Raw genomic sequence first — 24,415 nt, 5'->3', positions numbered from 1 at the left:
GCGATCGATATCAAGAGTAGAGCAGACCGTTTCTCAGAAAATTTACGATTGTGTCCCAACCCGAAAAACTTTACGAAGGCAAAGCCAAAATTATCTATCCGACCGACGACCCCAACATCTTTTTGGCACATTATAAAGATGATGCGACTGCCTTTAACGCACAGAAGCGCGGTCAAATTCAGGGAAAGGGCGAAATTAACTGTCGGGTGTCGGCAGTATTATTTCAAGACCTCGAAGCCAAAGGCATTCCCACACATTACCTAGACTGTCCGGCGAGCAACCAAATGCGGATTCGCGCTGTGGAGATCGTACCATTAGAGGTGGTTGTCCGTAACATTGCTGCGGGAAGTTTGTGCAGGCAAACAGGATTGCCGGAAGGACAAATTTTGGCGCAGCCGTTGGTGGAATTTTATCTAAAAAATGATGAGTTAGGCGATCCGCTGCTAACGCGCGATCGCATCCTGTTACTGGAGATTGTAACGTCGGAACAACTCGATCGCCTCAAAGCATTAGCCCTAGAAATCGATGGGCATTTGCAAAAATTCTTTGCAGCAGGTGGAATTACCCTGGTAGACTTCAAACTGGAGTTTGGATTCGATCGCGAAGGCCAACTTCGACTTGCCGACGAAATCAGCCCGGATACTTGTCGGCTTTGGGATAGTGCCGAAACCGATCCCGAAGCAAAGGTTATGGATAAAGATCGATTTCGTCGCGATCTCGGTCAAATCGAGACAGCATACCAGCAAGTTCTTCAGCGGGTCGAGACGGTTATGACACAAAACCAGATGACACAACTGCCCTCGACAAATGACCGATAAGTACACAGTATTGATTGATTGAGTGAGTGTGGTGTGTGGACGTGCTAAACGAAATCAGAAATCTGCGATTACGGATTGCGATCGCAACAATCCTGCTGTCCTGTCTGACCTTCGGGGGAGCGGGGACAGTCCGTGCGAATTCTTTAACCTCGCCAGGAGAACAGCCAAGAGAACAGTGGGAACTGCCGGATGAAGGCAGCCAAACGCCTTCATTATTAAAAACGAAAAAAGCGATCGAGTCGGCTCTCCCAGCGGCTAATATTCCTTCAAACCTTCCAGCCGAGACAGAAACAGCGATCGGTGTTAGCCCGACAGCAACCAACGCCCCAACTGCAACACCGAATGATGCTGCTGTTCCTCTCTCAATCCCCGAAGCCAGTAGCAATAATGACGTTAACGAGATCTTAGTCGCGAGTCATCCCGCTGCGGTGGTTGAGTCTTTGGCAATTAATGGCCCCTCCATTACGCCCAATGCAGAAAGCGAAAGCGTCGCCGTTCGCACCATCCCCAGCCTCGAAAAACATAGACCCCAACTCGTCCAAACACCACTCCCCGGACAGCCTGCCCCCCCGGAAACCGAACAGCAGCCCGAGCGGTTGGAAGACTCAACGCCCCCTTCGTTACCCGTTCCTTCCAGAACGCCATCTACGCCATCCGCACCCGCACCTTCTGGAACGCAAGCAACGCCGCCAACATTGCCCGCACCCGCACCTTCTGGAACGCAAGCAGCACCAGCCCCCGATCCTCAAGTCCTCGTCGCCGAACTCGCGATCGACGGAACCCAAGATCCCGAACTCCTCAACGAGATTTACCGGGTGATTAGCACTCGCGCCGGACGACCGACGACGCGCACCATCCTCCAAGAAGATGTCAACCAAATCTTCGCTACGGGCTACTTCTCTAACGTAACCGTCCTGCCCGAAGATACCCCCTTGGGCGTGCGCATTACCTTCAAGGTCGAACCCAATCCCATTCTCAACCGCGTTGTCATTCAAACAATTCCCCAGCGCGAAGGTGAGGGCGTTCTTCCCCAAGAAAAAGTTGACGAAATCTTTCAAAATCAATACGGTAAAATTCTCAATCTGCGCCGCTTCCAAGCGGGAATTCTGCGCTTGAACGACTGGTACAAAGAGCAGGGCTACGATTTAGCCCAAGTCGTGGGCGCGCCGGAAGTCGGACGAGATGGAACTGTAACGCTTGTTGTCGCCGAAGGGAACATTGAAGACATTCGCGTCAGATTTTTTAATGACGAGAACGAACCCGTGGACGGCGTAACTCGCCCCTTCATCGTTACGCGGGAAATCGAACTCAAACCCGGTGATGTCTTCAACCGCCAAACCGCCCAGCGAGATTTAGAGCGCGTTTTTGGCTTGGGGATTTTTGACGACGTGAAGTTTTCCTTCTCGCCGGGAAGCGATCCGTCGAAAGTTATTGTGAATGTCGATGTCAACGAAGCGAGTACGGGTTCGGTGGCAGCGGGGGCGGGGATTAGTTCTGCTAGCGGTTTCTTCGGAACGGCGAGTTACCAACAGAAAAATGTCGGCGGTAACAACCAAACCTTCTCAGCAGAAGCGCAACTCGGGACGCGAGAATTTTTATTCGATCTCAGTTTCACCGATCCTTGGATTGCTACTCATCCGAATCGCTTGTCTTATACAGTTAATGCCTTCCGCCGCCGGTCGATCTCATTGATTTTTGATGAAGGAAATCCCGATATCCGCCTGCCCAATGGCGATCGCCCCCGGATTGTGCGCACGGGCGGCGGGATTACTTTCGGGCAGCCTTTGGGAGGAAGTCCTTTTGAACAATCGCCGTGGTATGTGTCGGCTGGCTTAGATTTTCAAGGTGTTTCAGTAGAAGATAGCCGAGGAGATCGCAGCCCGCGAGATGAGTTGGGCAATCTCCTTTCTTTCAGCGACAGCGGCAAAGACCAAATGCTGGCACTCCACTTCGGTGCGTCGCAAGATTTGCGGAATAATCCCTTCCAACCGACGAGCGGTTCGCTGTTGCGCTTGGCAATGGATCAAACCATTCCAGTCGGTTCGGGGAATATTTTGATGAGCCGACTGCGAGGGAGTTACAGCTATTATATTCCGGTGGAGTTCACGAATTTTACCCCCGGACCGGAAGCGCTAGCGTTTAATATTCAAGGCGGAACGATCTTTGGGGATTTACCGCCCTACGAGGCGTTCGCGATCGGCGGTGCTAATTCCGTGCGCGGTTATACAGAAGGCGGAGTTGGCAGCGGTCGTTCTTACCTTCAGTTTACGGCGGAATATCGCTTTCCCTTATTTGCGATCAGCCGGTTTGGGATTGGTGGGGCGCTCTTTGTAGATTACGGGACGGATTTAGGAACAGGAAGCGATGTTCCTGGAAAACCGGCAGTGATTCGCAATAAACCGGGCGATGGTTTGGGTTATGGCTTGGGCGTGCGCGTTCAATCTCCTCTAGGTCCGATTCGTATCGATTACGGTTTCAATATCGATGGGGGCAGTCGCTTCCACTTTGGGATTGGGGAACGGTTCTAATCGTGAATCGCGGATAGTGGATAGCAGCTTTCAAACTGTCCACTATCCGCTACTTTTTGATGATTCTGGTGCAGATAATAAAGTGCTGACCAACTTTGAATAAATTGTTAGGTGAGGATGCAGCAGACATTAAAGGAACCTTGTGAACGAATGGGCGTGGGCCTGCATTCGGGAGCGCAAACTCGGGTGCGCGTGCTACCCGCAGCAGCCGGAGAAGGTCGTTATTTCGTGCGGGTGGATTTGTCGGGAGAACCGCAAATTCCGGCGCTAGCGAGTGCGGCGGGCGAAACGATGCTTTCGACGGAGTTGCAGCAGGAAGGAGCAACGGTTCGCACGGTTGAACATTTGTTGGCGGCTTTGGCGGCGAGTGGCGTGGATAATGCCAGAATTGAAATTGACGGCCCAGAAGTGCCGTTATTAGATGGTTCGGCGCGAGAATGGACGGAGGCGATCGCGCGCGCTGGCTTAAGATCGGATAGTGTCGAGGAGCCGGAACCCCGAGTCCTAACATCGCCCATTACTGTTGTTGAGGGCGATGCGTTTGTGACAGCGGTTCCTTCCTCGGAGTTGTGTTTTACTTACGGCATCGATTTTGCTCAATATCCGGCGATCGCGCAACAGTGGGCAACGTGGTATCCCAACCGCGAACCCTTTGCTTCGGCGATCGCTCCCGCCCGTACTTTTGGTTTTGCCGATCAAATCGAGCGGTTGCGCGAACTCGGATTGATTAAAGGCGGCAGTTTGGATAATGCGTTAGTGTGCAATCGCAACGGTTGGCTTAATCCTCCCCTGCGCTTCGAGAACGAACCCGCCCGCCACAAACTCTTAGATTTAGTCGGCGATCTCAGCTTGCTCGGAACCTTCCCCAGAGCGCACTTTCTCGCTTACAAAGCCAGCCATAGCTTGCACGTTCGCTTAGCGAAAGCCATTCAAAATCAAATTGTTTAGAATGCCAATCTCACGCTAAATCTTGACAAATGTCAATTATTCAAATTGTCAATTATTCACAAAAGCCCTACCTAGTCCAACTCGCGCCGCCCCTCTAAAGCACGCGCTAGCGTCACTTCGTCCGCATATTCCAAATCGCCACCCATCGGCAGCCCAAAAGCAATGCGGGTAACTTTCGTGAAAGGTTTGAGGAGTTGACCGAGATAAAGCGTGGTTGTTTCGCCTTCTACACTCGGACTGATTGCAATAATAACTTCGTTGACATCCGGTTGACTGGCGCGGCGGATTAGTTGGGGGATATAAAGTTGGTCGGGACCGATGCCATCCATCGGCGAAATCACGCCACCGAGAACGTGGTATAACCCTTGATATTCGCGCGTTTTTTCCAGGGCGATAATGTCGCGAGAATCGGAAACAACGCAGATTGTAGCGCGATCGCGGTTTGTATTGCGGCAAATCTCGCAGGTCGGTTCTGACGATAGGTGAAAGCAAATTTTACACAATCCAACTTGCTTCTTCGCTTCGACAAGCGCTCGAGCGAGCGCTTGTACCTCGTCCTCCGAACGCTTGAGAATATGAAGCGCCAAGCGTTGGGCAGTTTTGGGTCCAACGCCCGGGAGTTTTTGTAACTGTTCGATTAAACGAGCGAGGGGAGGAGTGTAAATCATGAAAAGATTGATTCTAGCCTAACCGGGCGGCCAACGCAGCGATCGCCCGCCGAGAATGTGAAGATGGAGGTGGTCTACCGTTTGCCCGCCATCTTCGCCATTATTAATCACTAAACGATAGCCGTTACTCAGTCCCGCTTGTTCGGCGACGCGCTTAGCCGTCAGCAGGAGATGTCCCATGAGTTTGTGGTCTTCAGAGGTGGCTTCCGAAAGGCGAGGAATCGGCTGTTTGGGAATGACGAGGATATGCGTCGGGGCTTGAGGATTAATATCGTTGAAGGCGAGGGCGAGGTCATCTTCGTAGACAATATCGGCAGGAATTTCTTTGCGGATAATTTTGCCAAAAATAGTATCGCTCATGGTAAATCGAATCTTGGGAGTTCTCGATCTGGGCTGACAGCTTGCAACAAAATTGCTGTGATGCCTACTATATCTCCATTTTTAAGTTTTGGGTCTTAATTTTTTATTCTAGCGGGACGAGCGAGAACAGGAAGCTGTTGCGGTGGGAGTTGTCTTGGCAGCGCGCTAAACGCAATTACCTGAGTGCCGCGATCGCGATTTGTTAATTTATCCAAACAATAGCTCCAATCTCGCTGTATTTTGTAAAAATAGATACAGAAAATATTTTGCTCTTGTTTCGAGCGCTGGCGGTAAGAAGCATTTCGAGCCAGTATCGATCGTTATACAACGGAGAAAACTTATGCCCTTTTCCACCATCGATTCTAATTCTCTGTCCGCCACTGCCTTAGAAAAAGCGATCGCGTCCGGCTGGAATCCCGTCTGTCATATGACTTACAACCGCGATGCTTGGGTAAAATTACTTCAGCCACTCAACGAATACGGTTTCGACGAAGCTAAACTCCTTTGCCAAGAGTCCGCCGATACTTGGGTGGCTTGGGTACCCGATTCCGGTGAAGTCCGCTTACATAGAAGTCAGTTCTATTGTTAACTTGGGGCAGCCTCAATTTTCAAGCTGATAATGCCAGCAATATGGCATCGCCTAGGCGCTAGACTTATAGTTTTACGGTCATGCGCGCATTTGTAACTGGAGGAACCGGCTTTGTGGGGGCGAATGTAGTGCGATCGCTCTTACAATCGGGCTACGACGTAAAAGCATTGGTTCGTCCTAGCAGTCCTTTAAATAACCTCCAAAATTTAGAAGTCGAAATTGTTAAAGGCGATCTCAACGATCCGGAATTGCCTCGTTTAATGCAAGGATGTCAAGTCCTTTTCCACGTTGCCGCCCATTATTCCCTTTGGCAAGCGGACAAAGAAGCGCTTTACCGCTGCAACGTTTTGGGAACGCGCAACATCCTTGCTGCCGCTCGCTCATCGGGAATCGATCGCGTCGTTTATACCAGTTCGGTTGCTGCGATTGGTGTCGGAAAAGACGGAATTCCGGTCGATGAAACCTATCAAAGTCCGCCAGAAAAACTGATCGGCGATTACAAAAAATCGAAATACTACGCCGAACGAGAAGCGCGCGCTGCGATCGAATTAGGGCAAGATATTGTCATCGTCAATCCGAGTACGCCCATCGGCCCTTGGGATATTAAACCGACACCCACCGGAGAAATTATCGTCCGCTTTCTGACGCATAAAATGCCCGCCTATGTCAATACAGGCTTAAACTTTATTGACGTTAGAGATGTAGCGCGGGGACATATTTTAGCATTGGAAAAAGGGAAAACGGGCGATCGCTACATCCTCGGCAATCAAAATCTTACCCTCAAATCTCTACTCGATCGCCTGTCTCAAATTACTGGCATTCCTGCCCCCGAAACTCGAGTTCCAGCGTGGCTTCCCGTTGCCGTTGCGTGGGTAGATGAAACGCTCCTCGCCCGTTTGGGAAAAACGCCCTCAGTTCCCTTCGACGGCGCGCGAATGTCATCGCAATTGATGTATTATGATGCGTCTAAAGCAGTACGAGAACTCGATTTGCCGCAGTCAGATATTAATATCGCGCTTCAGGATGCCGTCGCGTGGTTCCAAGCAAATTTCGTGGATGTTCCCAAAATTCACCTCGGCGATTAAGCGCTTTATCAAAGTCTGTAGGACTAGATTTCAAATTTCCGGAGATTGTCTAGTGAGGTTTGCACTGCACCCCGCCCAAAATTTAGCTGTATAACGGTGAAGTGCAGCGGCTGCTAGTAGCCTTTGCAACCCAACCAAGCTCTCTTGTCAGTCCGCTCCAACCGGATTGTTATGTTGCGTCAGCTTCTTCAGGGTCTTCACCAATCGTTTGCTGTGATGCGTGACGAATGTGGAGAATGCGAACCGTTAACGTGTTTTGCCCCTCCAAAACAGTAAAAAGGATTCGGTATGAGTTACGCCCCCGCCCATAAAGTAACTGGCGAATCTCTTGGCTAAAATACTCATCCTCTCGCGCTAATGGACAGCGTTTAGGCATCTGAGACAAAGACTCGATTGCCTGTAATAGCCCTGAATACCATTGGCTTGCCTTTGCAGGAGAGGTAACTTGGGACAATCTTAGAAATGCACCATCTGCTTCAGTCTCTGCAACGCTTGAGATTTCGACGCGATACTTCATGAGTCGGTTGGCAGATTGTATTTGCTGCGTTGCTCTCGAGCAAAATCTTGAAAAGACCGGAATTGCCCTGACTCAAAATCGTCTAATCCTTGCTGAATACCCTTGATAGCCTCTTCTGAATCCTGCTCTTCCCACTCTAAGACACTGGCTAACAATTCAGACGCAACAAAGCTCACGTCTTGACCTCGCCGAACAGCTTTGTCAAGCAGTAACGCTTCTAACTCAGGGCTAAGAGTAACAACTATTGCCATCGCACAACCATTTTTTAGTACAAAGACTTTACATTCTATTCTAACTTTTAATTCTCAGTTGCACCAAAAAAGTATTCAATACTTGATTAATTTATCATTTGGGCAGATTTGAGCAGTCATAAAAGTACACAATGAGTGCTTCACTAACCTTGTATTGTTGTATGTGATTTTATAAATTAACGCATAATTTTCTAGGATTCTTAGCTTACTGCTCAGCAAAAAATGAGCTTAAAAATAATACTGAAGAATTAGATAATTTGGGTTCTCATTGTAAACTGCATCTTTTGTCCTAATAATGAACTCACGGGCAAACAAATAAGCCCGTAAATTATTTCTCATATTTGTTGAAAGCTCAGGAATCAAATTTTCTAATATATACAAATATATTTTCTGATAGTTGAGATAACACAAAACTGGACTTAGCAGAATTTTTGCGTGAACTTTGTTAGTTGTAAAAGAGCTTTGTTGATTGCTTCAAGTGCTCTAACTATTTTTGCTGGATTATCATTTCCAATGGTAATGGGCGAAATCGATCCAGAAACCTCAACCTTAGTTTCATAGATGTAAGGGTTTCCAGCAAGATCGCAATACTCTACTTTAAGATGTAGCTCCTTTCCAAAAGGCTCTTTCGCTCGATCGTAAGTTGATACATCGAAGAAGAATGGGTTATTCCGATCGATAACGGAGACCTGGAGGGGAAATAGGCTTTCACAATGGCTAATCATTTGAGGCAAAGGCGAAATATTAATCTTAACCTCGATAGCTGGAGCATCTGTAAGCGCAATAATTCCGAGTTGAATAGCTTGCTCTTCTTCAGGTTTAAGTCTAAATAAGTGGGTTAATCGCGGTTTAGAAAAATGCCTTTTAGCCCAGATCGCCTCAACAATAAAATGTTTGGCTTTGACTGTGTGAGCACCCGCTCGAATGTAATAGTGATTATCCGGAGCCATGTGTGGACCAGCATAGCTTTCATGAATAATAACAAGCAGAATGACTGAATCTGTTTGAATAACTCCTCGTCCCATCGAATCATTTATTAGTTTAATTTCATATTTAGGAACTGGCTCTACTTGATTAACAATTTGATCTGCCCAGTCCCGTAAATCTTGCTTTCCGATCTTTAAGGACAAACCATTATCAGCATTACCGTTACCATCAACACCAACAATGAAGCATCCGCCTCCAGAATTTGCAAAGCCTGATACTGCACAGCTTAGTTTCTTCTTGATGTCATTATGTGGAGTGTTACTTGATTTGAATTCAAAAAAATCATCTTCTGCATCTGGAAGCTGTGTGAGGTCAAAATTTTCAATATCAATTTTCATAAACGGTAAAAAGCGTCTAAATTTGGGAGTTAAAACCAGCGATCTCATGCTTCTGGTTCATGCAAATACTGACGCAAGACTGCAACAACTTCTTCGGCTGATTGGCGCTGGAATTTGTCCGAGTGGGAGTCAGTCAATGTCTGCTGAGTATCTGTATCTATTTCTGTACGGCGACTTTCGTGATGACGATTTTGCAGAATTTGGATCGGCATATGCTGCTGTTCGTAGGGCAGTTACAAAGCCGTTCCTAGGATTCTATCGAGGGTACTCATGATGAAATTACACTATCGAATACTCAAATTGTAAATAGCTCGGTTGACTTAGACATTGGATGGTCTAACTATAGTGTAGCTCATGTTATTTAACCCCCGCTGCTAAAACAACCATAAGATTCCCTGTCCTTCCATTCTGAACATTCTGCACCCACGGAACCAGCGTAGAAAGTGGAACCTTCAAATACTAGACATTTCCGAAAAACCAAAAGCTTGCTAAAGCAAGCCTTTTAAAGTTTTAATTTCGTCGTCCTTCGGAACTCTATTTGATGATTTATCAAGCTTTTTAAGTGAAGATCGTTGCTGAGGCGAGTAAACCTAATAGGCAGAGAAATTGAACGCCCAAACAAGCAACGCGATAATTGGGATTAAAGTTGAAGAGATGAAAGAGGGAATGAAGCAGGCGAAAGGTAATATAAAGAATCGCTAAAACATCGATCGCGCCCGTCGCGACTCCCCGCACTGCTAAAATAAGCACAACGCCAGCATACAATGGCAAGTTTTCCGCACAGTTTGCCTGCGCCCGCAGCAAACGCCACAACAATTTATTGCCTGTGGGATCGCCGAAGTCGGCGGGCGAACCGCCAGAACTTAAATGTCGAAGTCTGGCTGCAATCAACAGAATTGCTAAAACCATCGTCCAAATTATAAAGATGGATAAACTCAAGAGAGGAATAGTCATATTAGTTATCGGTTATCGGTTAATCCATCGTAAAAAAATCCTTGTTTTATAAATAGAAGATAGTTGCTCGATTTTTAGAATAATCTTGCGGTGCGCCACAAGAAGAGAAGGCAATTTTTTCCGGTGCGCAATCTATAGCGCTACTTGCCCGATCGTGAGCGGTACTAAAAGCTGAAAGCCTTGAGTGGTGGGCGCTGCCCACCCTACCGAATGTCCTAACTCAAGTCCTCATTTATAGGACTGGAAAATTCAGATGTATCCAACCCGTTTCAACGGGTTTCCGCTATCAGCCAGGAACTTGATTTCCTTGCGTGACACCAATGAGCAGTGCTATGCCTCTACAGCGAAAAATTTAGTGCATCGCGATTAGGAAAGGGTATTAGGACATTTATTCACGTTTCAAGTAGCGATAAAGATTAAATTGAAAGGGAGAAGCACAAGGTTTGCGCTCTTTGAGTGCTACTTCATTCAATTTTATGTTGCCGAAATTGTTTAGGAGTCGTCCCGAAAGCACGTTTGAAAGCACGGGTTAAATGACTTTGGTCGCAGAAGCCGACGCGCTGGGAAATATCGGCGATGCTGGCGTTTTCTCGTTCTAATAATGTTTTTGCTTTTTCGAGACGACTTTGCAGAATGTATTGGTGAGGCGTGAGGTGAAAACTTTGTTTGAATAAGCGCAAGAAATGATAGGGACTGATTTGCGCGATCGCGGCAATTTCTTGCAGTTGTAAGTTTTGCTGCAAGTTGTCTTGAATGTAGTCCGTCACTAACTTCACACAAGCAGGGGATAAACCGCCCGTCGGCTGGAACTTTTGAGGCGATCGCGTACAATAATTACGCAGCAGATGAATTGTTAAAGCGGTTTTGAGGCTATCGATTAACAAAGTACCGCCGATTCCCCCGGTGGTTAATTCATCGCTGAGGCTACTAAAAATGCCTTCTATTAAAGCATCTCTTGCCGTCATAAAGTGGGGAACGAGTTCGACGCGATCGCACCATTCCCGACCGATCGCTTCTAAAAATTCCGGCGCGATCGCCAGTACCATAAACTGCACCGAACGATTCCAGTTGCAGCGATGGGGAGTCCCAGCCGGAATAATGGCAATTTCTCCTCCATTGCGGGTTTCCCGTTCCAGTTTGCCATCCAACCAGCGTTCGCCAACCGAGCAAGAAGAAGTGGGCGAGATACCTTTTCCCAGGCTGTCTTCTTCCCCAGCAGGCAAGATAAGCGCATTTCTGGAAGCATAGGCGATCGCGTGCATCGCGTGGTGATGCTCAGCCGTTTCAAACTCCGGCTGTCCGAAAACCGTTAAATGAATCCCATTCCAGCCGCAACTAGATAATAGCGGCGGTTTCGGTAGCAATTCCGCCGTTGCATTCGCTTGGCGATAGTCGAGTGCCAGCGGCTGTCTGGGTTCCAAGCTCATTGCAATTTATGCTTCAATTTTGAGTTAAAAAACACGGCAAAACGCCCTAAGTCCCGATCGCAAAAATTTCGTCGTCCAGACAAGCGCGCACCAGCAGCAAACAGCCTCCTTCCGTAACGGGAGCGTGAGCGGAACCGGGGAAAGAACGGATATAATCGCCAGGATTGCAGACTCGTCCGGCGGCAATCACATCGCCTTCGAGGACAAAAAGTTCTTCGACTCCGGCGTGTTGGTGGAGGGGATACTCGATTTTGGGTTCGAGGCGCACGAGGGCAGTAACTTCGCCTTTGTCGCGATCGAGATGGAGAATACCCAGACTAATTCCGGGAAAAGGGTGCGGTTGCCACTGAACTTCGTAGGAATGCAGAATTTCCGGCGGGCGGGTAATGCGGGTGGAAAAGAGGCGATCCTTTAAGTCTAGGGAGGGGGCAGCATCGGGCGCGCTGTAGGCGAGAGCGGCTGCTGCATCGCTATAGGCGGCTAATTCAGTTTCTAACTCGGGAAACTCGCGCAAGTTGTCCTCGAGCAGGCGGCGTTCCTCTTCAGTGAGGAGATCGAGGGCAGCTAAGGCGGCAAGTTCTTGAGGTGACTCGTCAATCATAGGTCGTTCTTTAATGGAGGTGCAGGATTTCCCCGCTCGCATCTGCCCTTTTTTCCCCTTCAATTCTAACGAGCCTCATCCAAATATTGCCGCAATTTATTGAGTCCCAAGCGAATTCTCGTCGCGACAGTTCCGGCAGAATGTCCGGTTTGGGCGGCAATTTCGTTGCGGGAGAGTCCTTGGTAGTAAGCGAGTTCGATCGCGTGGCGCTGTTCGGGCGGCAGTTTAGCAAGGGCTTCGAGGACTTGTTGGCGGCGTTCTCTTACCATCGCGTCTTCGAGGGGTTCTGGGGAGGTAGAGGCTTCGGCTTGCGCGTTTTGTTCCGAGGCTTCGGCGAGTTTTCCCTGACGCTTTTTGGCGCGCAATTTATCGATGGAGCGAGAACGCGCGATCGTAAATAACCAGGTATCCACTCTCCCCTTTTTCGGATCGTAACTCGCCGCCGTCTTCCACACTCGCTCGAAAACATCGAGAACGACTTCTTCGGCTTCTTCGCGGGAAGCCACAATTTTTAGGGCAAAGGCAAAAAGGACGCGCGCGTAGCGATCGTACAGTTGGGCGAGAGCGCGTCGATCCTCCCGGGCAATACAACCCAGGAGATAGATTTCTTCGTGGGATTGGGCTGTCATACCGAAGAATTGTCGCTGATAGATCCAATTCTGGCAAGCGAACGTAGACCTTTATAGAACGTTGGCTGGGATGTTTGCACCGCAAGCTAACTACTGTTGAGATTCGATCTAAAACTTCGCTCGGCTCTTCCCCAAACAATTTTTCCCGTTGTAGATCCATCTCAAAAAAGCCAACGTATCTCCTTTAGAAGCAACTTGCGACAAAAGTAAAGTGAGTGCCGCTCCCTTGGAATTCACGCATTCAACCCTATTCGGAGCCTAAATTATCATGCCTGCCGATATTAAAGCCATTCAAACCGTTCTAGGCGATTATTATGCTGCCACGCGATCGCTGGATGTCAATCAATGGTTGGATACCTTCGCCCCGGACGCGATCGCTTGCGAACCCGTCGGCAGCACGCCGCTGGAAAATCGAGAAGCGCGCTATGAATTTTTCCGGGGAATTTCAGATTATTTCGAGACAGTCGGACTCACCGAAGAGTTTGTCAAAGTTATTGACAATGAAGCGGCAGTCAAGTGGAGAGGACAAGGCGTTGGCAAAACGGGAAAAACCGTTACCTTTGAAGGAATTGATGTTTTTGAGTTTAACAGCAACGCTCAAATTACAAGCGTCCGTGCTTACTGGGATCCGTTAGCCGTTATTGCAGAACTTCAGGCAACTTTACAGTCTGTTTAAGAAAACAGCGAAGCGCCCTCTCCCCGTCAGTCCCACATCACAATTTATTAGATTTTTTCGGAGCTTTTTATGATGCAGAATGCTAAAACGATTTCTCGTCGGAATATCGTCATTAGTGGCGCGATCGCGGGATTTGCTGGCGCGATCGGATTGCCCTCACTCCAAAAGCGCGCTCTCGCCGAATATTCAAGCGACATGACCGACGAACTGAGCATTTTAAACAATGCTTTATACTACGAACATCAAGCAATTTGGGCTTATAGTTTTGCAGCAGGAAAGTTAAGCGATTCCGAGGTTGGCAAAGCCGTTTTAGCGATCGCACTAGCCAATCAAGCCGACCACAAACAGCATCGCGATGCTCTCGCTGCTGCCGTTAAAAGTCTGGGAGGAATGCCCGTTAGTCCCGAATCGAGTTACGATGTTTCTTCCTATTTAGATAAAGGCGAGGGCGGTTTGGATTCTGATGTCAATATTGCCAAACTTGCCCTCGCTTTAGAAACCGATGCTGCCATTGCCTACACGATGGAAATTGCCAAACTGAAAACCCCCGCTTTAATTACCGCAGGAGCGAGTATCGGCTCGACAGAATCGGCTCATGCGGCGAGTATTCGGGCTGCTTTTGTCTCGTTAGGAGTCAAAATAAAACCCGTCCCCGCTGCTTTTGTCAGTGCTGAAAATCGCGATGCTTGGGTGTTGAAAGTGTAAGCTTCGATTAAAACCCGGTTTCTGCTTCTTATCTCTTGCTCATCGCCCTAAGAAACTGGGTTTTCTTAACAGCTTTCTCATTCACAGCAAACGCTTTTAGCAAGATATATCTAGCAGTTTTCACAGGGATGAGGTACATCCAGCGGGCGAATACCATTCGCCCCTACGGAGCGGCGTTTAATTTCGAGGCGACCTCGAAATCCGCGCCCCTACCGATTTGATTTTTGGAACTGTACCTCACTCAACTGAAAAACACTATATCTTTTAACAGGTTCCCAATAATAAATAACCAACAATCCACAAATGTTTCGCACTTTCAAGTCAGAAAATTTGATTCTCTGGCGGCAAGTTTGGGGATTAGCCGCGCTGCTGGCTGCGATTGTTTTATGTTTTAATGCTTACGGATTCTATCAGCCCAAAATTTTGGCTGGTTTGGGCTTTACGCAACTCTCTGCGATTTTAGTGATTTTGCAAGGGTTGTTCGCGGCAATTCTAGAACCGTTAGTGGGTGGATTTTCCGATCGCATCCTGCGTCGTGTTGGCAGTCGTTTGCCGCAAATTTCTGTGGGCGTGACGCTGACGGGTTTAATCTTTGCGCTCCTTTCTTGGCTGCTTTCGGGCAATATTCCGGAAGGTTTGCGTTGGATTGTCCCGGTTTTGATGATGGTTTGGGTAATGAGTACGATCGTATTTCGCGGTCCGGCGATCGCGCTTTTAATACAATTTGCCCCCCTCGACCAATTACCCCAAGCAAGCAGTATTATCGTTCTCGTTTTAGGATTAGTTGCAGCAGCAAACCCGCTACTCGTACTCCTCTTAGAGCGAATGGGAGCAACACCGACCTTTCTTTGCGGCGCGATCGCGCTATTATTAGGTGCATTCTGTCTCTACTCGCAAACACCCCAGCATCGAGTCGCGCCATTCCCAACTTCAAAATCGCAACCGATCTCGTTACAACGACTCGTTCTCCTCTTTCTCATCGGCTTCGCAGCGGGATTTGAATCGAACATTTTGTTCGGTATCTTTTGTCCCATTTTAAGTGAATCTTTCCCCGCTACTAATTCAGGAATTATTGGCGCAATTATCTTAGCTATTTCTGCCCTAAGTGCCAATCTTTGGGGCGATTTCGTGACCCAATATCGCCCCAATCATTCAATGCAATCTGCTTTGGGAGCGATGGCACTCTTGATGGGATTAACATTACTCATCGGCCGTTCGACTCTTATCCATCTCGTCACGATCTTTGCCCTGGGTTTGGCTTTTGGATTGGCGTTTACCGCTACGATTCCCTTAGCATTATCCAGCGTTCCGACGGCGCGAGCGGGCTTGGGAACGGGCATTTATTTTGGCGGAAGCGGCGCGGGTTTAGCGTTGTTTTCCCTTTGGATGCAGCAAGCTCGGATCGTTCCCATCGCCGGAGCAATGGCAGGCGCGAGCGCGTTTTTTGTAGCTAGATTCTGCTTGCAGAGATTGAATAGACTTTGACAATTTTAATTGACAAATTTCTATTGTAATGTATTAGAAGCGCTGACTTTTTTGAAAACCGCTTCGAGATCTGCCAATTCCACCGCACCGGGAATTGCTTCCCCATTCATGACTAAAAAGGGCGTACCTTCAATAGCCAGCGTTCTTGCCATTTCAATATCTTTCCCCAGCGCAATTCCAGCCGCATCGCTGCTGCGATCGCGCTCAAACCGTTCCATATCCAACCCAAACGCCTTTGCTGTCGCCTGATAAAGCGGTTCTCCCAACGATTTCTGCTGGGCAAACAGTGCCTCGTAATACTCCCAAAACTTACCCTGCTGTCCGGCTGCCCAAGCCGAAAACGCCGCCGGTAACGCCTGTTGGTGAATTTCTGTTAGGGGTAAATTTTTATACACCAACGTCACGCGATCGCCATGCTCGAGCATGAACTGTTTTAGCGTTTCGCGCACCGTAGCGCAGTAAGGGCATTGAAAATCGGAAAACAGCACTAACACGATATCCTGCGTTGCCGCGCCCTTGGTCGGCGAGGAACCGATAACCGCTTTTGGGTTAGCTTTCATCTCCTCTAAAAAAGCTTGCTGGCGCTTCTGCTGTTCTTGGCGCTGTTTCTGTTGATACGCTTGTAACGACTGGATAATCGTTTCGGGATGGTCTCGAAGCACTTGCAGAACTTTCGCTTCAAATTGAGCGTCATTGCCAAAAGCAGAAGCCGGTAGAGAAAAGCCAACCAAGCTAACCACCAGCAACATTAAACCCATCAATCTAGCTGCGATCGCAAACAATGACTCACCTCCTTCGCTGTACTATCTTTACCTAGGATAAGTCAATTGCCGCGATTAGGAGAGCGAGAGCGACTCAAATCGACCTGTTAAGATATTGAGAGATTGAGGGCGGCAATTGCCCGTAGTTTCTGCGTGTCATCAGCATCTACCCAGCAGTTTCATTAATTCAACCGGGACCTCAAAATGTGGGCAAAATTAAAGAAATTTCTCTGGGAATGGCGAGGTGTATGGATTGCAGGACCAACTAGCGCGACGTTAATCCTACTGTTGCGATTCGTTGGCGGGTTGCAGATGCCTGAATTGCTCGTCTTAGACGAATATATGCGCCACAGACCGACTGTTCCGGCAGATAAACGTATTGCGATTGTTGGTATTAATGAAGAGGATGTAAAACAGATCGGACAAGCGATCGTTCCCGATCGCGTCTATGCTGAAGCAATCGACAAACTCAAAGCCCAACAGCCGCGCGCTATAGGATTAGATATCTACCGCGATCTTCCCGTTCCTCCCGGTCACGAAGAACTGGTTAAGGTTTTTGAATCGACACCCAATCTAGTCGGCATTGAAAAGGTAGTCGGCGACTCCGGTAAAGAGATGGTTGCCCCTCCTCCCGTGCTGAAAGCAAAAGGACAAGTCGGCGCAAACGATCTGATTATCGATAGCGATAAGCGCATTCGCCGGGGCTTTATGTATTTAGAGAGTGCCAAAGGTGAAACAGTTTTCAGTTTCCCGTTACACCTCGCCCTGCAATATCTCGATCGCGACGGAATTAGCCCCCGAAACGTCGAAGGTTCCGACGATACTTGGTGGCTGGGAAAAACCTTATTTACCCAGTTCAAAAGCAATCATGGCGGTTATATTCGAGCCGATGCCGGCGGGTTTCAAACCATTATCGACTATCGGGGCGGGAGTGGTTATTTTGAAACGGTTCCCCTCAGCGATATCCTCAACAACCGAGTCCCCAAAGATTGGGCGCGCGATCGCGTTATCTTAATTGGAGTCGTCGGAGAAAGCTTTAATGACTCCTACTTCACGCCCTATAGCGGTAGCTTGCTGCGAAGTCCCAAACCCGTCGCCGGAGTCGAAATTCACGCCGCCCTCGTCAGTCAAATCCTCAACGCCGCGATCGACGGTCGTCCGCTTTTTCGCAGTTGGTCGGAACCCGTCGAGAATGCGTGGATTGTACTTTGGGCAGTTGGCGGCGCAATCCTAGCCTGGAAATGGCGCAAGACGACGAAACGCTGGGTTTTTATGCTCACTCGCGCGATCGCACCTTCAATCGCGATCGGTGTTTTAATGGGCGGTACTTACATCGCCTACCTCTACGGTTGGTGGCTGCCCGTTGTCCCGCCGCTTCTCGCCTTCGCCGGTTCCACCCTTGCGATTACCGGCTATATGGCCTACACCGCCAGCAAAATTCGCCATACCTTCGGGCGCTACTTAACCGATGCAGTGGTTGCGAACTTGCTTGAAAGTCCCGAAGGCTTAAAACTCGGCGGTAAGCGCCAGTGTATTACCATCCTTACTTCCGATTTGCGCGGATTTACGGCCCTTTCCGAACGATTGCCGCCCGAAGAAGTCGTTACCATCCTCAATCTTTATCTTAAAGCCATGCTCGCAACGATTCAAGAGCATGAAGGCACGATCGATAAATTCCTTGGTGATGGTATCTTAGTGCATTTTGGCACGCCGGAAACGCGGCCAGACGATGCACAGCGAGCCGTTGCTTGCGCGATCGCCATGCAACTCGCGATCGAAGAAGTCAACAGAACCTTAACAGAAATGAATCTACCCCTCCTCGAAATGGGGATCGGCATTCATACCGGCGAATGCGTCGTCGGTAATATCGGTTCGGAACTGCACGCTGAATATACCGTCATTGGCAATCACGTCAACCTCGCTTTCCGCATCGAAACCTACTCCACCGGCAATCAAATCCTGATCTCCCAAGACACACTCGCCGCGATCGGTGCAGAAAACTTAAGGATCGACGGCGAGAAACAAGTCAAGCCCAAAGGCGTAAAAGACAACATCTCCCTCTATGAAATTGGCGGAATTGGCGATCGCTACAATCTTTATCTCCCTAAAAACGAAGAACAATTTATTCGCTTGCGGTGGGAACTTCCGGTTCTGTACTTTGTGCTGGAAGGAAAACAAGTCAGCGATACAATCTTCAAAGGTAACATCGTCAGTATTTCGACTAAAGGGGTCGAAATTCGCATCGAAAAAGGCAATACCGATTCGATGCCGCCTCCCTTAAGCAACTTGAAAATCAACTTCTTAAAACTGGGCGATCGGTTTGGAATTAGCGAAGATGTGTACGCAAAGGTGTTAGATCGAACAGCTTCGCGACGGACTTTTTACATTCATTTCACCTATAAACCCCCGACTATTGCTGCGGCATTAGTAAGCGTTTTAACGGATGCGCTTCAGCAATCAGAATAAAATATGAATTATGAGTTATGAGTTATGAATTATGAGTTATGAAGGGGGAGTTATGAAGGGGGAGTGATAAGTGATGAAGAGGGAGTTATGAATTATGAGTTATGAATCATTAAAGGAGAACAGGTAATTATGGAGGGCAGAAAAGAGAAGCCCAAGGATATTCGGAAGCGTTCTTTTGAGTATGCTCTACAGGCGATTAAACTGCATCAGAGCGTACAAGAGGGAACGGATAGAGCAGGTTGGATATTAGGCAAACAATATTTAAGAGCAGCGACTTCAATTGGTGCGAATATAGAAGAAGCTCAGTCAGGAGAAAGTAAAGCCGATTTTATTCATAAAATGAGTATCGCTCAAAAAGAGGCGAGAGAAAGTTTATATTGGCTACACCTGTTTGAGGAATCAGAAATTATTCTTCGCGATCGACTTCAGCCCCTCATTCAAGAAACGGAAGAAATTATCGCAATCCTTACTGCGATTATTCGTAAAACTAAGCAAAATCGTTAAACTTAATTGACTTACTCTATCTCTAATTCTTAATTCATTACTCCTCCTTCATTCCTCATGATTTCCCATTTATAACTCATAATTTATGATTCCCCATTCATAATTCATAACTCATAATTCATAATTCCCCACTCATTATTCATTCTTACGATACCAACGATACCACTCCTGCGAACTGCGAACGGCAAGCCACAGCAGCAACATGGCAATTAATCCGCCTTGCTCGGGAGCTTTAAACGACACAAAGACCAGTAAAACGCAAAGGATATCTTCTGCAAAAACTGCCCAAATTGGCAATCGTCGCAGGCGAAAAAACCAACCAACTTGTACCAGTTTTAGAACTAAAGCCAATGTTCCCCCAACTATAGCAATAGTCCATAACGGTTCGAGTTGAATCTCGAATTTCAACTGCGCAATTCTAGCGGCTGTTATTGCCAATAAAGCACCGACAATCGGACTAAATATTAGTTCGACTAATTGCAATGCGCGCAAACTCAGGAATTTTTTTGAACCGAATAGCTCGAACAGCGACCAACTGGTCAGGATACCTAGCAAAACTTGAGGATGAATGCGAGATAACAGCGGTACGTTCTGCCAGAGAATATCATTTTGTAGTAAGCCGATCGCGAGCAGTGGTAAGGCAATTCGCATTCCGGCTGCGGCTGACGCTGAAAGAGCGGCTAAAATTCCAACAAACATACCAATGGCTTTTATCGGGATTGGGGATAATCGCGTTTCTCAAACGTTGTGGCTTAATGCTTCCCCACGGCGGCGCGCTTTTCGGATGAATGGCGATCGCTTCGATGGCGCGCAGTATCATATCCCCAGTATAAAGAGCTTCTTGCTTTTAGGGGGAGGAATGCTAGCTCTCGACGAGTTGGATTGTCTGGAGTTCCCTCAAACTCGCCAATTTGCACCTTTCTGAGAGGAATTGTAAAGAACTGTTGCATTGTATTCAATGATACGGTTTGCTTGTGCCTACAATATTAGTAGGCGAAGCTTCAATAAGATTTGCACGCGAGGCCCAAAAATCCGGTTTCTTTGCGTCGGTTTCGTGCAACATTGTCGGTTCGCAAACGATACGTTGAATTTTAAGTAATGCTTGCAAATATTTCCTAAAAGGGTCGCAGTCGTGCGGCTGGAAATCCTTGTGGCATCTCGAAATAAAAGGAAGGTTAGGGCGATCGCACCTGACCCAATCTCTGCTATGTTTTCTCACTCTACCTTAAGATTATGCTCGCACAAACTTCTGTCCCAACTCCCAAAGAAAGCTCGTTATTTGCCGATGCAAGAACGCGATTAGATCGCGCCTTAAAATACGTTTCGATGTCAGAAGATGCCCTCGGCCGCCTGAAATACCCCAAGGCGAGTTTGTGTGTTTCCATTCCCGTGCGCATGGATAACGGTTCTCTGAGCGTGTTTCAAGGCTACCGCGTGCGCTACGACGATACGCGCGGCCCGGGAAAAGGCGGCGTTCGCTATCATCCCAATGTTTCGATGGATGAAGTGCAATCGCTCGCGTTTTGGATGACGTTTAAATGTGCCTTGCTTAATCTTCCCTTCGGCGGTGCAAAAGGCGGCATCGCGCTTAATCCCAAAGAATTATCCCGGCAAGAATTAGAGCGGTTGAGTCGGGGGTATATCGATGCGATCGCGGATTTTATCGGCCCCGACATTGACATTCTCGCACCCGATGTTTACACCAACGCCACGATTATGGGTTGGATGATGGATCAATACAGCATCATCAAACGCAAAGTGAGTCCGGCGGTAGTAACGGGCAAACCCGTGATGATGGGCGGTTCCCAAGGGCGAGAGTCAGCCACGGCAATGGGGGCGTATTACGCGATCGCAACTTTGCTGCCGAAATTCGATCTCATTCCCGAACAAACCACCGTCGCGATTCAAGGATTCGGCAACGTTGGAGGCATTCTCGCCGACGTTCTCTGGCAAGCCGGTTATAAAGTTGTGGCTGTTAGCGATTCTCAAGGCGGACTGTATGCCGAACAAGGTTTAGATATCCCCAGTTTGCGCCAGTATAAAGCCGAGCGCAAGACCATGAAAGCAGTCTATTGTCAAGATACAGTCTGCAATGTTGTCGAACATCAAACCATTAGTAATGAAGAACTTTTAACCCTAGATGTCGATATTTTGATTCCCGCAGCGCTCGAAAATCAAATCACCGAACTCAATGCCGCCGACATTCAAGCCAAGTATATCTTTGAAGTCGCCAACGGGCCAATTAATTCTGCTGCCGATCGCATCTTAGAAGATCGAGGGATTTACGTTTTCCCCGATATTTTAATCAACGCGGGCGGTGTAACCGTCAGTTATTTTGAATGGGTACAAAACCGCAGCGGACTGTATTGGAACCTGGAAAAAGTCAATCAACGCCTTAAAGAACGTATGGTGGAAGAAACCGAAAATACTTGGAAGATCGGTAAAGAACTCGATGTTTCGATGCGCGCCGCCGCTTATATCCACGCCCTCAATCGCCTCGGGGAAGCGTTGGATGCTAAAGGAACGCGGGATTATTACCTGAATGGGCATTGAGGGCGTGGAAGGTGTCAACTTAAGCTTAACCCCCGCCCACCTAGCCCGCCTTGGGTTTACAACCCAAGGCTAATAACTTAAGTCACTAAAGATTAATGGCACTGACTTAAAGCTGGTGGGCGCTGCCCACCCTACGAAATATCAATAACGACGTTGTATACAACGTCTCTACGGCAATTTTTAAACTCTTATTTCAGTTTAATTCATTCGGCTTCACCGACGAGAGTAAAAGCAGCCCAGTTAACGGGTTTATCGTATTTTTTGAGGGTGGCAAGCATTGCCAGTCGCAAGGCTTTCGCTTTGTCGGGATTGAGGGCTAACTGACGGTAAAATTCCACCATTAATTCAGCCGTCGGCGCGTCGGGAACTGCCCAAAGCGAGACTAAAATACTGGGCGCGCCTGCAACAATGAGCGATCGCGACAACCCAATTACGCCATCGCCGGTAATCTCGCCGCGTCCGGTATCGCAAGCACTCAGCACCACCAATTCGGCGCGAATCTTTAACCCTAATAATTCTTCTGCCGTTAACAACCCATCTCCTGCTAAGCTGAGCGAAGTCGAAGCGTCCCCACTCGGAGCGAGAGCGATCGCGCCGGGAATCCCCGTGCCAAAATCATCTAATAATCCGTGGGTGGCTAAGTGAACGAGGTGCGCGCTGCCCAATCGCTCTCTCACAGCGATTTCTGTGGCACTATTACCGATTAGCGGTTCGGTTTTGAGTTGTTGGGCAATCTGTTGGGCTTCGGTTTCTGCTCCCGGTAGAGGCGACAATTCAATTAACGTACCATCGGGTTCTTTAAAGCTGGGCATGGTGGGGTTTCCAACCACTAAATCTTCCCGTGTTTCCGAAGTTTGGGCGAGTAACCGTTCTTTTTGCTGGTGGGTGAAGTCGAGAACTTGAATTGAGGGCGCGATCGCGAACGTATGTTTTTCGATCGCGTAGGTTCCGGTTTTATCCTGCAAGGCGGCGAAAGGAACTAAAAATAAGGTTTGATGGGGAATCGCAATAATACGCGCTTCGGGATCGGTTGGCAACAAATCTTCGATCGGTGCAATTAACAACTGATACATTAATCCGAGAAACTGCGAAGTCGGACGGCGGCGTTCGGGAGTCGATTGCTTATCCCCTACCGGAGTTTGGTTAATTCCTCGTCCGACAACGGCACGACGACTGCGCTTGATAATTTCTTCTAAGGGCAGCTCGAGGTTTTTCAGATCGACAGAACGAAAGGTCACTTTTCCCGTCGGTTGCACCACCCAAATATAAAGGGCGATCGGTTTCCCTTTCAGTTTTCCCTGTCCGACAAACTGTTCGTCAGAAATGATGGAATATTCAACTAATGTCGCTTGCTGCTGCCGTGCGATTTCTTGTACCTTTGGCAAGGAAGGCGGCTCGACATTAGCTGCTGCGGCAATATTAGAGTCGGAAAGGCGCTGCGCGAGTAATTCCACAAATGCCCGCGCCCGTCCTCTCTCCGACACTTCGAGCGCCGCTTCCGGTTTATTCTGCGCGATTAAGACTTGTTGCAGGAGACTGTAATCCCGCGCTTGGGTATCGAACAGGGAAACGCGATCTAAATCATTGAGTTCCAAACGCAAAGATTCGCGAATCGCGATCGCTTCCCGCAGCTTGTTCTCGGCTTCTGGCAATCGCCTTGCCTTCCATAACGTAAATCCCCAATTCGCCGCCGCAATACTGGCTAAGGGTTTGCTGTTCATTTGTTCGGCTAATTTCCAGCCCCGTTCTTGGTATTGCAGCGCGCGATCGTAATCTTGTAAATTGGCGTGGGCGAGTCCCAAACCGGCGAGGGCGGCACTTTGAAAGCGGGGACTGTTGAGCGTTTCTGCGAGTTCTAAGGTTTGCTGGTAACGCGCGATCGCCTCTTGATATTGCCCTAGGGCGTGGTACGCCGAACCGAGGTTATTTAAGGCGGTGGCGCGGGCGCTGGTATAGCCGATCGCGGTTGCTTTTGTCAGCGCTTGTTGATAGTTGCGTTTGGCGGCTTCGTAATCGCCCTCGCTACCGGCAATCGCCCCCAAACTAATCAGCGTTCGTACCTCTCCTTCGGCATTGTTTGACTCGCGAGCGATCGCTAAACTTTGCTCGTGCAATTCCTTTGCTTTCTTATAATTGCCCAGTTCGATGTAAATATTGCCCAAATTGCCGATAACTTTTCCTTCTTCGGTGCGATTTTGCAATTGCTGCCAAAGCTGGCGCGCTGCATTAGCGGACGCGATCGCATCGGCATAACGCCCCAACGCTTGAAACGCATTCGCCAAACTCCCCAACGCCCGCGCTTCCCCGTCTTGGTTTCGAGCGTTGCGGTATCCTTGCAATGCACTTTGCCACGAAGCCACCGCCGCATCCCATTGCCCTTGCTGGGATTGGACGAAACCTTGTTGGAGCAAGCGATCTGGCTCTGGGGATTGCGCGTGCCGCTTCGCGGATCCCTGCGGGATCGCACCCGGAACTGCGATCGCGATCGGAATCGCCCACAACAGCGTTAAACCCCATAAGCCCCATCGTTTCGCCTTTTGTCTATCTTTGTCGTTCATAACATTT

24 protein-coding genes are annotated in these 24,415 nt (G+C 48.5%); 12 read left to right on the top strand and 12 right to left on the bottom strand.

What is annotated here, in order from left to right; translation table 11 throughout:
* Positions 1–50: 50 nt before the first annotated feature.
* The 3 genes from purC to lpxC all read left to right on the top strand — a co-directional run bounded on the left by purC (position 51) and on the right by lpxC (position 4,294).
* Positions 51–818, top strand: coding sequence for a phosphoribosylaminoimidazolesuccinocarboxamide synthase (purC, locus tag H6G50_RS06890; RefSeq protein ID WP_190714570.1), 768 nt, complete (start codon positions 51–53; stop codon positions 816–818).
* 41 nt (positions 819–859) lie between these two features.
* A complete protein-coding gene (locus H6G50_RS06885) occupies positions 860–3,346 on the top strand; it encodes a BamA/TamA family outer membrane protein (RefSeq protein ID WP_347239892.1) in 2,487 nt (828 codons plus the stop codon).
* A gap of 117 nt (positions 3,347–3,463) precedes the next feature.
* Positions 3,464–4,294, top strand: a complete 831-nt coding sequence (gene lpxC / locus H6G50_RS06880) for a UDP-3-O-acyl-N-acetylglucosamine deacetylase (protein WP_190714567.1) — start codon at positions 3,464–3,466, stop codon at positions 4,292–4,294.
* Positions 4,295–4,365: 71 nt separating this feature from the next.
* Here lpxC and recR read toward each other — a convergent pair whose 3' ends face one another.
* Positions 4,366–4,962, bottom strand: coding sequence for a recombination mediator RecR (gene recR / locus H6G50_RS06875; protein ID WP_190714566.1), 597 nt, complete (start codon positions 4,960–4,962; stop codon positions 4,366–4,368).
* Positions 4,963–4,980: 18 nt separating this feature from the next.
* Complete coding sequence (locus H6G50_RS06870; protein WP_190714565.1) at positions 4,981–5,322, bottom strand: histidine triad nucleotide-binding protein; 342 nt, start codon at positions 5,320–5,322, stop codon at positions 4,981–4,983.
* Between the two features lie 340 nt (positions 5,323–5,662).
* On the opposite strand from H6G50_RS06870, the gene H6G50_RS06865 reads away from it, so the two are divergent.
* Entirely contained in the window at positions 5,663–5,911 is a 249-nt protein-coding gene (locus H6G50_RS06865) for a hypothetical protein (RefSeq protein WP_190714564.1), read from the top strand.
* Between the two features lie 80 nt (positions 5,912–5,991).
* Entirely contained in the window at positions 5,992–6,996 is a 1,005-nt protein-coding gene (gene hpnA / locus H6G50_RS06860) for a hopanoid-associated sugar epimerase (protein WP_190714563.1), read from the top strand.
* A 169-nt stretch (positions 6,997–7,165) separates the two neighbouring features.
* Here the strand turns inward: hpnA and H6G50_RS06855 are convergent, their stop codons facing one another.
* From H6G50_RS06855 to H6G50_RS06825, 7 genes are all read right to left on the bottom strand, one after another.
* Complete coding sequence (locus H6G50_RS06855; protein WP_190714561.1) at positions 7,166–7,513, bottom strand: type II toxin-antitoxin system RelE/ParE family toxin; 348 nt, start codon at positions 7,511–7,513, stop codon at positions 7,166–7,168.
* Positions 7,510–7,764: a hypothetical protein gene (locus H6G50_RS06850; RefSeq protein WP_190714559.1), complete on the bottom strand. Its 255-nt coding sequence runs from the start codon at positions 7,762–7,764 to the stop codon at positions 7,510–7,512. Before H6G50_RS06850 ends, H6G50_RS06855 begins: the two co-directional genes overlap by 4 nt.
* Before the next feature lie 419 nt (positions 7,765–8,183).
* On the bottom strand, positions 8,184–9,089 hold the full coding sequence (locus H6G50_RS06845) for an ATP-binding protein (protein WP_190714557.1): 906 nt from the start codon (positions 9,087–9,089) through the stop codon (positions 8,184–8,186).
* Between the two features lie 558 nt (positions 9,090–9,647).
* A complete protein-coding gene (locus tag H6G50_RS06840; protein WP_190714555.1) occupies positions 9,648–10,043 on the bottom strand; it encodes an MAPEG family protein in 396 nt (131 codons plus the stop codon).
* A 464-nt stretch (positions 10,044–10,507) separates the two neighbouring features.
* On the bottom strand, positions 10,508–11,470 hold the full coding sequence (locus H6G50_RS06835) for an AraC family transcriptional regulator (protein ID WP_190714553.1): 963 nt from the start codon (positions 11,468–11,470) through the stop codon (positions 10,508–10,510).
* A gap of 46 nt (positions 11,471–11,516) precedes the next feature.
* Complete coding sequence (locus H6G50_RS06830; protein WP_190714551.1) at positions 11,517–12,071, bottom strand: cupin domain-containing protein; 555 nt, start codon at positions 12,069–12,071, stop codon at positions 11,517–11,519.
* Positions 12,072–12,136: 65 nt separating this feature from the next.
* Positions 12,137–12,700 carry a sigma-70 family RNA polymerase sigma factor gene (locus H6G50_RS06825; RefSeq protein WP_190714548.1) on the bottom strand — a complete coding sequence of 188 codons (564 nt, stop codon included), beginning with the start codon at positions 12,698–12,700 and terminating at the stop codon, positions 12,137–12,139.
* Between the two features lie 268 nt (positions 12,701–12,968).
* Between H6G50_RS06825 and H6G50_RS06820 the strand changes: the two genes are divergently transcribed.
* From H6G50_RS06820 to H6G50_RS06810, 3 genes are all read left to right on the top strand, one after another.
* The gene (locus tag H6G50_RS06820) at positions 12,969–13,376 is read left to right on the top strand and encodes a nuclear transport factor 2 family protein (RefSeq protein ID WP_190714546.1); all 408 of its coding nucleotides are present in this window, start codon (positions 12,969–12,971) and stop codon (positions 13,374–13,376) included.
* A 69-nt stretch (positions 13,377–13,445) separates the two neighbouring features.
* Positions 13,446–14,081 carry a ferritin-like domain-containing protein gene (locus H6G50_RS06815; RefSeq protein ID WP_190714545.1) on the top strand — a complete coding sequence of 212 codons (636 nt, stop codon included), beginning with the start codon at positions 13,446–13,448 and terminating at the stop codon, positions 14,079–14,081.
* Positions 14,082–14,384: 303 nt separating this feature from the next.
* Positions 14,385–15,566, top strand: coding sequence for an MFS transporter (locus tag H6G50_RS06810; RefSeq protein ID WP_190714543.1), 1,182 nt, complete (start codon positions 14,385–14,387; stop codon positions 15,564–15,566).
* Positions 15,567–15,586: 20 nt separating this feature from the next.
* On the opposite strand, the gene H6G50_RS06805 is transcribed toward H6G50_RS06810, so the two are convergent.
* Positions 15,587–16,348, bottom strand: a complete 762-nt coding sequence (locus tag H6G50_RS06805) for a thioredoxin domain-containing protein (protein ID WP_242032736.1) — start codon at positions 16,346–16,348, stop codon at positions 15,587–15,589.
* Positions 16,349–16,531: 183 nt separating this feature from the next.
* Between H6G50_RS06805 and H6G50_RS06800 the strand changes: the two genes are divergently transcribed.
* On the top strand, positions 16,532–18,793 hold the full coding sequence (locus H6G50_RS06800) for an adenylate/guanylate cyclase domain-containing protein (RefSeq protein ID WP_190714540.1): 2,262 nt from the start codon (positions 16,532–16,534) through the stop codon (positions 18,791–18,793).
* 129 nt (positions 18,794–18,922) lie between these two features.
* Positions 18,923–19,297, top strand: coding sequence for a four helix bundle protein (locus H6G50_RS06795; protein WP_190714538.1), 375 nt, complete (start codon positions 18,923–18,925; stop codon positions 19,295–19,297).
* 135 nt (positions 19,298–19,432) lie between these two features.
* Here the strand turns inward: H6G50_RS06795 and H6G50_RS06790 are convergent, their stop codons facing one another.
* The gene (locus H6G50_RS06790; protein WP_190714536.1) at positions 19,433–19,996 is read right to left on the bottom strand and encodes a DUF4126 domain-containing protein; all 564 of its coding nucleotides are present in this window, start codon (positions 19,994–19,996) and stop codon (positions 19,433–19,435) included.
* Between the two features lie 4 nt (positions 19,997–20,000).
* Between H6G50_RS06790 and H6G50_RS06785 the strand changes: the two genes are divergently transcribed.
* Together H6G50_RS06785 and H6G50_RS06780 are read left to right on the top strand one after the other, a co-directional pair.
* Complete coding sequence (locus H6G50_RS06785) at positions 20,001–20,222, top strand: hypothetical protein (RefSeq protein ID WP_190714534.1); 222 nt, start codon at positions 20,001–20,003, stop codon at positions 20,220–20,222.
* A 308-nt stretch (positions 20,223–20,530) separates the two neighbouring features.
* A complete protein-coding gene (locus tag H6G50_RS06780) occupies positions 20,531–21,850 on the top strand; it encodes a Glu/Leu/Phe/Val dehydrogenase (protein ID WP_190714532.1) in 1,320 nt (439 codons plus the stop codon).
* 203 nt (positions 21,851–22,053) lie between these two features.
* Here H6G50_RS06780 and H6G50_RS06775 read toward each other — a convergent pair whose 3' ends face one another.
* A complete protein-coding gene (locus tag H6G50_RS06775; RefSeq protein ID WP_190714530.1) occupies positions 22,054–24,408 on the bottom strand; it encodes a CHAT domain-containing tetratricopeptide repeat protein in 2,355 nt (784 codons plus the stop codon).
* Positions 24,409–24,415: the final 7 nt, after the last annotated feature.

This window comes from Oscillatoria sp. FACHB-1406, from assembly GCF_014698145.1.
Lineage (GTDB): Bacteria > Cyanobacteriota > Cyanobacteriia > Cyanobacteriales > Spirulinaceae > FACHB-1406.
This window is presented reverse-complemented; position numbering and strand designations above follow the sequence as displayed.

Excerpts from the sequence above, each read along its gene's own strand:
- H6G50_RS06785 (WP_190714534.1), top strand. The coding sequence starts at position 20,001 with ATGGCTTTTATCGGGATTGGGGATAATCGCGTTTCTCAAACGTTGTGG.
- H6G50_RS06815 (WP_190714545.1), top strand. The coding sequence starts at position 13,446 with ATGATGCAGAATGCTAAAACGATTTCTCGTCGGAATATCGTCATTAGT.
- H6G50_RS06775 (WP_190714530.1), bottom strand. The coding sequence starts at position 24,408 with ATGAACGACAAAGATAGACAAAAGGCGAAACGATGGGGCTTATGGGGT.
- H6G50_RS06800 (WP_190714540.1), top strand. The coding sequence starts at position 16,532 with ATGTGGGCAAAATTAAAGAAATTTCTCTGGGAATGGCGAGGTGTATGG.
- H6G50_RS06810 (WP_190714543.1), top strand. The coding sequence starts at position 14,385 with ATGTTTCGCACTTTCAAGTCAGAAAATTTGATTCTCTGGCGGCAAGTT.
- H6G50_RS06865 (WP_190714564.1), top strand. The coding sequence starts at position 5,663 with ATGCCCTTTTCCACCATCGATTCTAATTCTCTGTCCGCCACTGCCTTA.
- lpxC (WP_190714567.1), top strand. The coding sequence starts at position 3,464 with ATGCAGCAGACATTAAAGGAACCTTGTGAACGAATGGGCGTGGGCCTG.
- H6G50_RS06820 (WP_190714546.1), top strand. The coding sequence starts at position 12,969 with ATGCCTGCCGATATTAAAGCCATTCAAACCGTTCTAGGCGATTATTAT.
- H6G50_RS06795 (WP_190714538.1), top strand. The coding sequence starts at position 18,923 with ATGGAGGGCAGAAAAGAGAAGCCCAAGGATATTCGGAAGCGTTCTTTT.
- H6G50_RS06835 (WP_190714553.1), bottom strand. The coding sequence starts at position 11,470 with ATGAGCTTGGAACCCAGACAGCCGCTGGCACTCGACTATCGCCAAGCG.
- H6G50_RS06840 (WP_190714555.1), bottom strand. The coding sequence starts at position 10,043 with ATGACTATTCCTCTCTTGAGTTTATCCATCTTTATAATTTGGACGATG.
- H6G50_RS06780 (WP_190714532.1), top strand. The coding sequence starts at position 20,531 with ATGCTCGCACAAACTTCTGTCCCAACTCCCAAAGAAAGCTCGTTATTT.
- H6G50_RS06825 (WP_190714548.1), bottom strand. The coding sequence starts at position 12,700 with ATGACAGCCCAATCCCACGAAGAAATCTATCTCCTGGGTTGTATTGCC.
- H6G50_RS06830 (WP_190714551.1), bottom strand. The coding sequence starts at position 12,071 with ATGATTGACGAGTCACCTCAAGAACTTGCCGCCTTAGCTGCCCTCGAT.
- H6G50_RS06845 (WP_190714557.1), bottom strand. The coding sequence starts at position 9,089 with ATGAAAATTGATATTGAAAATTTTGACCTCACACAGCTTCCAGATGCA.
- H6G50_RS06870 (WP_190714565.1), bottom strand. The coding sequence starts at position 5,322 with ATGAGCGATACTATTTTTGGCAAAATTATCCGCAAAGAAATTCCTGCC.
- recR (WP_190714566.1), bottom strand. The coding sequence starts at position 4,962 with ATGATTTACACTCCTCCCCTCGCTCGTTTAATCGAACAGTTACAAAAA.
- hpnA (WP_190714563.1), top strand. The coding sequence starts at position 5,992 with ATGCGCGCATTTGTAACTGGAGGAACCGGCTTTGTGGGGGCGAATGTA.
- H6G50_RS06850 (WP_190714559.1), bottom strand. The coding sequence starts at position 7,764 with ATGGCAATAGTTGTTACTCTTAGCCCTGAGTTAGAAGCGTTACTGCTT.
- H6G50_RS06855 (WP_190714561.1), bottom strand. The coding sequence starts at position 7,513 with ATGAAGTATCGCGTCGAAATCTCAAGCGTTGCAGAGACTGAAGCAGAT.
- H6G50_RS06790 (WP_190714536.1), bottom strand. The coding sequence starts at position 19,996 with ATGTTTGTTGGAATTTTAGCCGCTCTTTCAGCGTCAGCCGCAGCCGGA.